Origin of the sequence: Curtobacterium sp. B18, assembly GCF_000333375.1 — a bacterium.
In the GTDB taxonomy this organism is placed as follows: domain Bacteria; phylum Actinomycetota; class Actinomycetes; order Actinomycetales; family Microbacteriaceae; genus Curtobacterium.
Window position 1 is genome coordinate 1 of sequence record NZ_BACZ01000018.1, and the last position, 10,119, is coordinate 10,119.

At 71.1% G+C, this 10,119-nt stretch carries 10 protein-coding genes; 9 read left to right on the forward strand and 1 reads right to left on the reverse strand.

The window, feature by feature from the left end; all coding sequences use genetic code 11:
- Positions 1 to 992: LacI family DNA-binding transcriptional regulator (locus I5E_RS00515; RefSeq protein WP_022905280.1), on the reverse strand; the 992-nt coding region annotated here is incomplete at its 3' end.
- A gap of 178 nt (positions 993 to 1,170) precedes the next feature.
- Between I5E_RS00515 and I5E_RS00520 the strand changes: the two genes are divergently transcribed.
- The 9 genes from I5E_RS00520 to secD form a co-directional block, all read left to right on the forward strand.
- Complete coding sequence (locus tag I5E_RS00520; protein WP_022905281.1) at positions 1,171 to 3,147, forward strand: glycoside hydrolase family 127 protein; 1,977 nt, start codon at positions 1,171 to 1,173, stop codon at positions 3,145 to 3,147.
- 4 nt (positions 3,148 to 3,151) lie between these two features.
- Positions 3,152 to 4,147, forward strand: coding sequence for an extracellular solute-binding protein (locus I5E_RS00525; RefSeq protein WP_022905282.1), 996 nt, complete (start codon positions 3,152 to 3,154; stop codon positions 4,145 to 4,147).
- Positions 4,141 to 4,737 (forward strand): pyridoxal 5'-phosphate synthase glutaminase subunit PdxT, encoded by a 597-nt coding sequence (gene pdxT, locus I5E_RS00530; protein ID WP_402263806.1) that lies wholly within the window; start codon positions 4,141 to 4,143, stop codon positions 4,735 to 4,737. Before I5E_RS00525 ends, pdxT begins: the two co-directional genes overlap by 7 nt.
- 98 nt (positions 4,738 to 4,835) lie before the next feature.
- The gene (locus tag I5E_RS00535; RefSeq protein WP_022905284.1) at positions 4,836 to 5,600 is read left to right on the forward strand and encodes a YebC/PmpR family DNA-binding transcriptional regulator; all 765 of its coding nucleotides are present in this window, start codon (positions 4,836 to 4,838) and stop codon (positions 5,598 to 5,600) included.
- Between the two features lie 7 nt (positions 5,601 to 5,607).
- On the forward strand, positions 5,608 to 6,252 hold the full coding sequence (ruvC, locus tag I5E_RS00540; protein WP_261974825.1) for a crossover junction endodeoxyribonuclease RuvC: 645 nt from the start codon (positions 5,608 to 5,610) through the stop codon (positions 6,250 to 6,252).
- The gene (gene ruvA / locus I5E_RS00545) at positions 6,249 to 6,866 is read left to right on the forward strand and encodes a Holliday junction branch migration protein RuvA (protein WP_022905286.1); all 618 of its coding nucleotides are present in this window, start codon (positions 6,249 to 6,251) and stop codon (positions 6,864 to 6,866) included. Before ruvC ends, ruvA begins: the two co-directional genes overlap by 4 nt.
- A complete protein-coding gene (ruvB, locus tag I5E_RS00550; RefSeq protein ID WP_022905287.1) occupies positions 6,863 to 7,900 on the forward strand; it encodes a Holliday junction branch migration DNA helicase RuvB in 1,038 nt (345 codons plus the stop codon). Before ruvA ends, ruvB begins: the two co-directional genes overlap by 4 nt.
- 95 nt (positions 7,901 to 7,995) lie before the next feature.
- The gene (locus I5E_RS00555) at positions 7,996 to 8,403 is read left to right on the forward strand and encodes a preprotein translocase subunit YajC (protein WP_022905288.1); all 408 of its coding nucleotides are present in this window, start codon (positions 7,996 to 7,998) and stop codon (positions 8,401 to 8,403) included.
- A gap of 88 nt (positions 8,404 to 8,491) precedes the next feature.
- Positions 8,492 to 10,119 (forward strand): protein translocase subunit SecD (secD, locus tag I5E_RS00560; RefSeq protein WP_022905289.1); only part of this gene is annotated, 1,628 nt, incomplete at its 3' end.

Genomic DNA, 10,119 nt, shown 5'->3' on the forward strand with positions numbered 1-10,119 from the left:
AGGTCGAGGAGCGCGCGACCGGCCACCCGCCCGAGCTCCTCGAGCCGCAGGTCCACCGTGGTCAGCGGCGGCCGGCTCGCGAGCGCCATCACGTCCCAGTCGTCGAACCCGGTGACGGCGACGTCGTCCGGCACGGCCAGCCCGAGCTCGCGCAGCCGATCGCAGACGCCGCGCGCGATCTGGTCACTGCCGCAGACGATCGCGTCGACGCCGGGCCCATCCGGGGCAGACCCCACCCCGACCCCGGTCCCGATCCCAGCCCCGGTCCCGGTCGATCCGAGCCCCGCTCCTCGGGCCAACAGGTCCACCGCCTGCCGCCCCCACCGCTCCGACCACTCGCCGTACATCGGCTCCGCGACGAGGTGCGCACCGAGCACCTCGGCGGCACCGGACACCCGACGCACCGCCGAGCGGTGGCGCTCCGGCCCCGTGACGATCGCCACCCGGCGCCGTCCGGTCGACAGCACGTGCTCGGCGACCCGTGCCGAGCCGGCGGCATCGTCGAGGGTGACCGACACGTCGTCCGGGTCGGTCGAGGGCGTGAACGCGTACACGACCGGGATCGGCACGTCGATCGGCGGCCGGGCGTCGGCGGAGCGTCCGGTCACGATGATGCCGTCCACGCCGCGGGCGGCGAGCGAGCGGAGGTAGTGGGCTTCACGCACGTGGTCGTCGCGGGTGTCGCACAGCAGCACGGCCATCTGCCCGGCGGAGAGGGCGTCCTCGGCGCCGAGCAGGACCGGGATCGAGAACCGGCCGAACGAGTCCGTCGTGATCATCCCGACCGTGTACGTGCGTCCCGAGGACAGCGCGCGGGCACGAGCATCGCCGACGAACCCGAGCTTCTCGGCGGCGTCCTTCACCCGTTCGCGCGTCGCGTCCCGCAGCTGTCCGGTGCCGTTCAGGGCCTTCGACGCGGTACCGATCGACACGCCGGCGAGCGCCGCGACGTCCGTGATCCGGACGGTCTTCCCAGCGCGCTCGAGAGTCACGGCAAACCCCTTTCCGAAAATGGGTACGGACGCAGGAAACTGACCATGACTATACGCAAGATGCGGGACAAAGCCCTTGCGCGCCTCCAGGTCGTGTCGTAACGTCCTCCGCAGAAACCGTTTTCCGCATGCACCACGCGATCGGACACGGACCGCAGTCACATCGCAAGGAGGCGACATGACCACCACGCTCGCGACCGACAGCCGCGCGCACACCGCGACCCCGGTCCTCCCGACCGCCGCCGCGCACCTGACGCTCCGTCCGCTGCCGACGGGCGACGCCCGCATCACCGGCGGCTTCTGGGCCCTGCGGCAGGAACGGAACGGCCGCGACGCGATCCGTGGCGGGTACGCCCTGCTCGAGGCGGCCGGCAACTTCCGGAACCTCCGCATCGCCGCCGGCCTCGAGGAGGGCGACGCGACGGGCCCGATCTTCATGGACTCGGACGTCACGAAGTGGCTCGAGGCCGTGGCGTGGGAGTACGGCCGTGCTCCCGCCGACGACCTGCTGGCACTCCAGCGTGAGGTCACCGCGCTGTACGCACAGGCGCAGGCCGACGACGGCTACCTCGACTCCGTCCAGCAGATCCGCGGGAAGGGCGAGCGCTACACGGACCTCAAGTGGAGCCACGAGATGTACTGCGCGGGGCACCTGTACCAGGCGGCCGTGGCACAGCACCGGGCGACGGGCGACACCGGGCTGCTCGACGTCGCGATCAAGAGCGCCGACCACCTCGTCCGCACGTTCGGCCCGGGCGACGACCACGAGCAGGACATCGACGGGCACCCGGTCGTCGAGATGGGTCTCGTCGAGCTCTACCGCGAGACCGGGAACCGCGCCTACCTCGACCTCGCGCACTGGTTCGTCGACGCCCGCGGGACCGGGATCATCGAGCGCGCCGGCGGCGAGCCGACGTACTTCTCCGACCGGGTGCCGAGCCGACATGCCACGACCGTCGAGGGCCACGCCGTCCGCGCGGTCTACCTCGCCGCGGGGGCCGTGGACGTCGCGATCGAGACCGGCGACACCGAGCTGCTGACCGCGAGCGAGACGCAGTTCGCGGACATGATGGCCACGAAGGCGTTCATCACCGGCGGCCTCGGGGCGCGCTGGGACTGGGAGGCGTTCGGCGACCCGTACGAGCTCCCCACCGACCGCGGCTACGCCGAGACCTGCGCGGCGATCGGCGGGATCCAGTGGGCTTGGCGCCTGCTCCTCGCGACCGGCAAGCCCGTCTACGCCGACGCGATCGAGCGCCTGCTGTACAACGCGTTCCTCGCGGGTGTGAGCCTCGCCGGCACCGAGTACTTCTACGTCAACCCGCTGCAGCAGCGGGACCACGCGCACCAGGACGAGAACCGCTCCCCCGCGCACGGGCGTCGCGGCTGGTTCGACTGCGCCTGCTGCCCGCCGAACATCATGCGGACGTTCGCGAGCCTCGACGGCTACCTCGCGACCCAGACCGATGGCGGCCTGCAGCTGCACCAGTACGCCACGGCCTCGCTCGGCCGCGTCGACGTCGAGACCGGGTACCCGCACGACGGCCGCGTCCGCGTGACGGTCACCGAGGACGGCCCGCTCGCCCTCGGCCTGCGCATCCCCGCCTGGTCGGACACCACGACCGTGCAGGGTCCCGACGGCACCGACAGCCCCGCCGCGGGGACGCTGCACGTCATCGACCGCGAGTGGACGGCCGGCGACACCGTCGAGCTCGTCTTCGACACGACCCCGCACCGGTACGTCGCCGACGCCAGGATCGACGCCGCACGCGGGCAGGTCGCCATCGAGCGCGGCCCGCTCGTGTACGCGGTCGAGCAGGCGGACCAGCAGGGGTTCACGGTCGACGACCTGACGGTCGACGCGGACGCGCCGATCATCGAGGAACGCCACGAGGACCTCCTCGACGGCGTCGTCACGCTGCGCGTCGCCGGGCATGCCCCGGCCGAGCACGTGCAGGCAGCGTGGCCGTACCGTCGACTGGACGGGCCGGGAGGCACGGATCACGCCGTGGACGCGACCAGCGTCGACGACGCGGCCGGGTCCACGGCGGCCGCACCGTCCCTCCAGGACGTCACCGCGACCGCGGTCCCGTACTACGCCTGGGCGAACCGCGGAGCCGCGCCGATGCGCGTGTGGCTCCCGCTGGCACGGTGACCCGATGGACCGCAGAGCGTTCCTCGTCGGCGGTCTCGCCGGTGGGGCGGCCCTCGCCCTCGCGGGGTGCTCCGGCACCCTGCCGAAGGTCGACGCGCAGGTCGCGAGCTTCGGTCGGAACGCGACCGGCACCGTGCACGTCTGGTGCCGGTCCGCGACGCAGGCCGGCCTGACGGCGGCGGTCGCCGGGTTCAACAAGGCGAACCCGAAGCTCCAGGTCGAGCTGACGCCGGTGCCGGACGGGCAGTACGTCACGAAGCTCGCGACCGCGATCCGGGGTGGCGAGCCGCCGGACGTCGTGGACATCGACGACATCAACTCGCAGCTGTTCATCTTCCGCGAGGCCTTCGCCGACCTCACCGACGTCGTGAAGGGGCTCGACTACTTCGACGCCATCTCGCCCGGCCACCTGCGGCTGCTCGAGTACCGCGACCTGTCCCCGGCCGACTACGTCAACCACATCGACAAGTGGAACTTCACCACGCCCTTCGTCTGCGGTGCGACGAACCTGGGCGAGGCGCTCCGTCGCATCACCGAGGGCGCGGCCATGATCCGCTCCAAGGGCGAGGCCGGCACGGGTGACGTGTCCGAGGCCACCAAGCACATCCGCACGATCAACAAGGAGATCGCGGCGCTGCGCCACCTCAAGGAAGACGAGCTCTACGTCGCCGCGAAGGACCTGCAGGCCCCGTTCGACATCGTGAAGGAGGTCGCGCAGACCGGCAAGCTCCCCGTGGTGCTCTTCACCGCCGGTGGCGTCGCGACCCCGGCCGACGCCGCGATGATGATGCAGCTCGGCGCGGACGGCGTGTTCGTCGGCTCGGGCATCTTCAAGTCGGGCGACCCCGCCAAGCGTGCCGCCGCGATCGTCAAGGCCACGACCTTCCACGACGACCCCAAGGTCATCGCCGAGGTCTCCCGTGGGCTGGGCGAGGCGATGGTCGGCATCAACGTCGCCGACGTCCCCGCACCGCACCGCCTCGCCGAGCGCGGCTGGTGAGCGCCCGGCCCCGCATCGGGGTCCTCGCGCTGCAGGGCGACTTCCGTGAGCACATCGCGTCGCTGACGGAACTCGGCGCCGACGTGGTGCCGCTCCGTCGCGCCGAGGAGATCGGCGCCCTCGACGGCGTCGTGATCCCCGGCGGTGAGTCGAGCGTCATGGACAAGCTCTCGCGGGCGTTCGGCGTGGCCGAGCCCCTGTCCGAGGCGATCCGCGGCGGCCTGCCGACCTACGGCACCTGCGCGGGCATGATCATGCTCTCCTCGCGCATCGCCGCCGGCATCCCCGGACAGCAGACGCTCGACGTGCTCGACACGACCGTCCGGCGGAACGCCTTCGGCAGCCAGAACGACTCGTTCGAGATCGACGTCCCGATGCCCGCGCTCGGCGAGGCCCCGGTGCACGCGGTGTTCATCCGCGCACCCGTGGTGGAGCAGCACGGCCCGGGGGTCGAGGTCCTCGGCGCCCTGCCGGACGGCCAGGTCGTCGCGGTGCAGCAGGAGAACGTCATCGCGAGTGCGTTCCACCCCGAGGTCGCCGGCGAGGACCGCTTCCACCGCCGCTTCCTCGCCCTCGTCCGCAGCGCCTGATCGCGAGCGGGGAAGCACCGGACCCGCGAGGCGGGGCCGCACCGTCCCTCCCGGCCCGGTAAGCTGGACCGGACTTTCCGCAAGACGCAAGGAGCACCGTGTCCGGGCATTCCAAGTGGGCAACGACCAAGCACAAGAAGGCCGTCATCGACCAGCGACGTGCCAAGTCGTTCGCGAAGCTCATCAAGAACATCGAGGTCGCCGCCAAGATGGGCGGCGCCGACATGTCGGGCAACCCGACGCTCGTCGACGCCGTGCAGAAGGCCAAGAAGACCTCGGTCCCCAACGACAACATCGACCGCGCCATCAAGCGCGGCGCCGGCCTGACCGGTGAGTCGATCGAGTACACGACGATCATGTACGAGGGCTACGGCCCGAACGGCGTCGCCATGCTCATCGAGTGCCTCACGGACAACAAGAACCGTGCCGCTGCCGAGGTCCGCACCGCGATGTCGCGGAACGGCGGCACCATGGCCGACCCGGGCAGCGTCGCCTACAACTTCTCGCGCAAGGGCGTCATCTCGGTCACGAAGACCGACGGCCTCGACGAGGACACGGTCATGACGGCCGTGCTGGACGCCGGCGTCGAGGACGTCATCGACCAGGGTGGCGGCTTCGAGGTCATCACCGAGGCGAGCGACCTCGTCGCGGCCCGCACCGCGCTGCAGGACGCCGGGATCGACTACGACTCGGCCGACGCCGAGTTCGTGCCGGGCCTCAAGGTGCCGGTCGACGCCGACACCGCCCGCAAGGTGTTCCGCCTCATCGACGCGCTCGAGGACAGCGACGACGTCCAGAACGTCTACTCGAACTTCGACATCCCCGCGGACGTCCAGGCCGAGCTCGACGAGGACGAGGACTAGCCCGATGCTGCGCGTGCTCGGGGTCGACCCCGGGCTCACGCGGTGCGGCGTCGGCATCGTCGAGGTCGCATCGAACCGACGCGCCCGGCTCGTCCACGTGACGGTCGTGCGCACCCCGGCGGACATGGCACTCGAGCAACGACTGCTCCGGATCGCCGACGGGATCGCCGCCGAGATCGACGAGCACCATCCGGACGCCGTCGCGGTGGAGCGGGTGTTCGCGCAGGCCAACGTCCGCACCGTGATGGGCACCGCGCAGGCCGCAGGGCTCGCCCTGCACGCCGCGGCGGCGCGCGGCCTGCCCGTCGGGCTGCACACCCCGTCCGAGGTCAAGGCCGCGGTCACCGGGTACGGCAACGCGGACAAGCGCCAGGTGCAGACGATGATCGCCCGCGTGCTCGGCCTCGACGAGGCCCCGAAGCCGGCGGACGCCGCGGACGCGCTCGCGTTGGCCGTGTGCCACGCCTGGAGGCTCGGGTCGCCCGACGCGGTCGGCACCCGTGCCACGAACCTCACCCCGGCACAGCGTGCCTGGCGGGACGCGCAGGGCGGGACCACCGACTCGCCGCTCGCCCGGGCCGCCGCGGCCGCCAGCCGCTCGCAGCGTGGCTCGTCGGCATCGTCGGCGGCCGGCCGTAGGCTCGGAGCATGATCGCGAGTCTCCGGGGCACCTGCATCGACATCGCCGGCTCCGGCGTGGTGATCGAGGTCGGGGGAGTGGGCTACGCGGTCACGGTCACCCCGGCGCACGCGCTCACCATGCGGCACGGGTCCGAGGTCTTCGTCCGCACCGCCATGATCGTGCGCGAGGACGAGCACCAGCTGTTCGGCTTCGCCTCCACCGACGCGCTCCAGGTGTTCGACCTGCTGCGCAGCGTGTCCGGTGTCGGGCCGAAGTCGGCGATGGGTGTGCTCGCCCACATGGAGCCCGCCCAGGTCGCGAACGCCGTCGCGAACGACGACGACAGTGCCTTCCGGAAGGTGTCCGGCATCGGCCCGAAGACCGCGAAGCTCATCATCGTCGCGCTCTCCGGCAAGCTCGCCGCGTTCGAGCAGGCCCCCGTCGTGGCTGCCAGCGGCGGCGCCGCGCACCCGGCCGCGACCGACGTCGTCGCCGCCCTCGTCGGCCTCGGCTGGCGCGAGGACGCGGCGCAGCGTGCGGTCGACGAGACCATCGCGTCCGAGCCGGGCGTCGCCTCGATGGGCACGCAGGCCCTGCTCCGCGCCGCGCTCGGTGCCCTCCGTCCCGCCGGTGCCGGCCGGTGAGCGGGATCACGTCCGCCGGCGCCGAGTCGCAGGAGGAGCTCGCGTTCGAGGGCGCCCTGCGGCCGAAGTCCCTCGACGAGTTCGTCGGGCAGCGGAAGGTCCGGGGGCAGCTCGACCTGCTCCTCAAGGCGGCCGCGATGCAGGACCGCACCCCGGACCACATCCTGATGGCCGGCCCGCCCGGGCTCGGCAAGACGACCCTCGCGATGATCGTCGCGCACGAGTCCGGCCGCCCCCTGCGGATGTCGAGCGGGCCGGCGATCCAGCACGCGGGCGACCTCGCCGCGGTGCTGTCGTCGCTCGTCCCGGGGGAGGTCCTCTTCATCGACGAGATCCACCGGATGGCGCGCTCGGCGGAGGAGATGCTCTACCTCGCGATGGAGGACTTCCGCATCGACGTGATGGTGGGCAAGGGCGCCGGAGCGACGAGCATCCCGCTCGACCTGGCGCCGTTCACCCTCGTCGGTGCCACCACCCGAGCCGGCCTCCTGCCGAACCCGCTGCGCGACCGCTTCGGGTTCACCGCGCACCTCGAGTTCTACGAGAAAGACGAGCTCGAACAGGTGCTGATCCGCGCCGCCCACCTGCTCGAGCTCGACATCGACCGGTCCGCCCTGCGCGAGATCGCCGGACGCTCGCGGGGCACCCCGCGCATCGCGAACCGGCTGCTCCGCCGTGTCCGCGACTACGCCCTGGTGCACCGCACGACCGACGGCATGGCCGCCGTGCAGGGTGCCCTCGACCTCTACGACGTCGACGAGCTCGGTCTCGACCGGCTCGACCGCGCCGTCGTCGAGACCATGCTGACGCGCTTCGACGGTGGGCCCGTCGGCCTCAACACCCTCGCGGTGTCCGTGGGCGAGGAATCCGAGACGATCGAGTCGGTGGTCGAGCCGTTCCTCGTGCGCGTCGGGCTCGTCACCCGCAGCCCCCGCGGCCGGATCGCCACGCCGCAGGCCTGGCGCCACTTCGACATGACCCCGGGGCAGAACGGTCTCGCGCAGCCCGGGCTGTTCGACGACGACGCCGACTGACGTCCCCGCCAGCAGTCCCGGTGACATGCCACGCACAGACGTGTGCCCTAGACTGCTACGGCCCGAAACCGAGCAACCAGAGAAGGCAACGCATCATGGGTCAAGAAGTCATCCTCATCGTCATCGTCGTGGCGTTCGCGGCCTTCATGTTCTACAACAGCCGGAAGCGCAAGAAGCAGCAGTCCGAGCTCGCCACCAAGATGGTGCCCGGAGCGAAGGTCATGCTGTCCTTCGGCCTGTACGGCACGCTCCTGTCGGTCGACGACGAGAAGGTCACGGCCGACGTCGAGATCGCTCCGGGAACGGTCGTCACGGTGCACCGCCAGACCCTGTCGCGTGTCGTGGACGACACCGCGTCGGACATCACCACCACGGCCACGCCCGAGGACGAGCCCGCTGCGCCGAAGCCCGTCGCCGAGCTGAACGGGGAGCCGATCTACGGCGAGCGTGTCGACTCCACGGACGCCGACGCCGACGCTGCGAAGCGCAAGACCGAAGACTGACTCCCTCGGCCGCCGGGTCCACCGACCCGGCGGCGACACCTGCCGCCGGTCTCCCGCCGTCGGTCCTGACAGAAAGACGAGACGACCGGTGGCACGATCGACACCCGTCAAGAAGGCGATCCGCTCGCTGACCTGGTTGGTGATCCTCATGGCGGTCCTCGCGGGGTTGAACACCGCCGCGTCGGTCCTCGCCGGGAACACCAAGGACGACACCGGCAAGTGGTTCGAAGGGGCCAGCTGGGTCCCGGAGCTCGCGCTCGACCTCCAGGGTGGGACGCAGCTGACGCTCGCGGCCCAGAACACCGAGGGCGGCTCGGTGACGAGCCAGCAGCTCAACCAGGCCGTCAACATCATCCGTCAGCGCATCAACGCGACCGGTGTCTCGGAATCCCAGATCAACACCCAGGGGACGAACAACATCGTCGTCTCCATCCCGGGCAAGCCGGACAAGGCGACGATCGACCGCATCGAAGCGGCCGCGAAGCTCACGTTCCGCCCGGTCCTCTACACCGAGGCCGCGACGAACACCGCGGTCGGCGGCAGCGACGGCTCCACGGCCTCGCCGACGCCGTACTCGCCGCCCGCGTCGCTGCAGTCCACGCCGAGCACCAAGCCGACGAACGGCAGCGACCTCTCGCAGGTCACCCCGGCCCTGCAGGCGCTGTACACGAACTACAACTGCAACGCGCCCGACGACGTCACGGCAGCGCCGGACGACGAGCCCCTCGTCACCTGCGACCAGGACGGCGCCGCGAAGTACATCCTCGGCCCCGTCGAGGTGTCCGGCTCGGGCATCAGCAACGCCACGTCCGGCCTCGCGACCGACTCGCAGGGCACGTCGACCGGCCAGTGGGCCGTCAACCTGACCTTCAAGGGCAAGAGCTCGGACGACTTCCGCGAGGTCACGAGCCGGCTCGTGAAGCTGCAGGCGCCGCAGAACCAGTTCGCGATCGTCCTCGACGGCTCCGTCATCACGGCGCCGGCGTCGAACGCCGCGATCACGAACGGCAAGGCGCAGATCACCGGGTCGTTCACCGCGGAGTCCGCGAAGACCCTCGCGGACCAGTTGAAGTACGGCGCGCTGCCGATCAACTTCCAGGTGCAGTCGAACGAGAACATCTCCGCGACGCTCGGCACGGCCCAGCTCGTCGGCGGCCTCGTCGCGGGCCTGATCGGCCTGATCCTGGTCATCATCTACTCGGTCATCCAGTACCGGGCCCTGGCGTTCGTCACGGTCCTGTCGCTCGGTGTGGCCGCGGCGCTGACCTACCTCGTGATCGCGATCATGTCGTGGCGCGTCGACTACCGCCTGTCGTTGGCGGGTGTGGCGGGTCTGATCGTCGCGATCGGCATCACGGCGGACTCGTTCATCGTGTACTTCGAACGCATCCGTGACGAGCTCCGGGACGGCCGTGGCCTCGAGAGCGCGGTCGAGGCCGGCTGGAAGCGGGCACTCCGCACCATCCTGGCGTCCGACTCGATCAACTTCCTCGCGGCCGTGGTGCTCTACATCCTCGCCGTCAGCGACGTGAAGGGCTTCGCGTTCACGCTGCTGCTCACCACCCTCATCGACGTCGTCGTGGTCGTGATGTTCACGCACCCGATGATGCAGCTCATCTCCCGCAGCCGGTTCTTCGGCGAGGGCCACCGGGTCAGCGGCCTCGACCCCTCGGCCCTGGGTGCGGTCTACCGCGGTCGCGCACAGTTCCGCGCTCC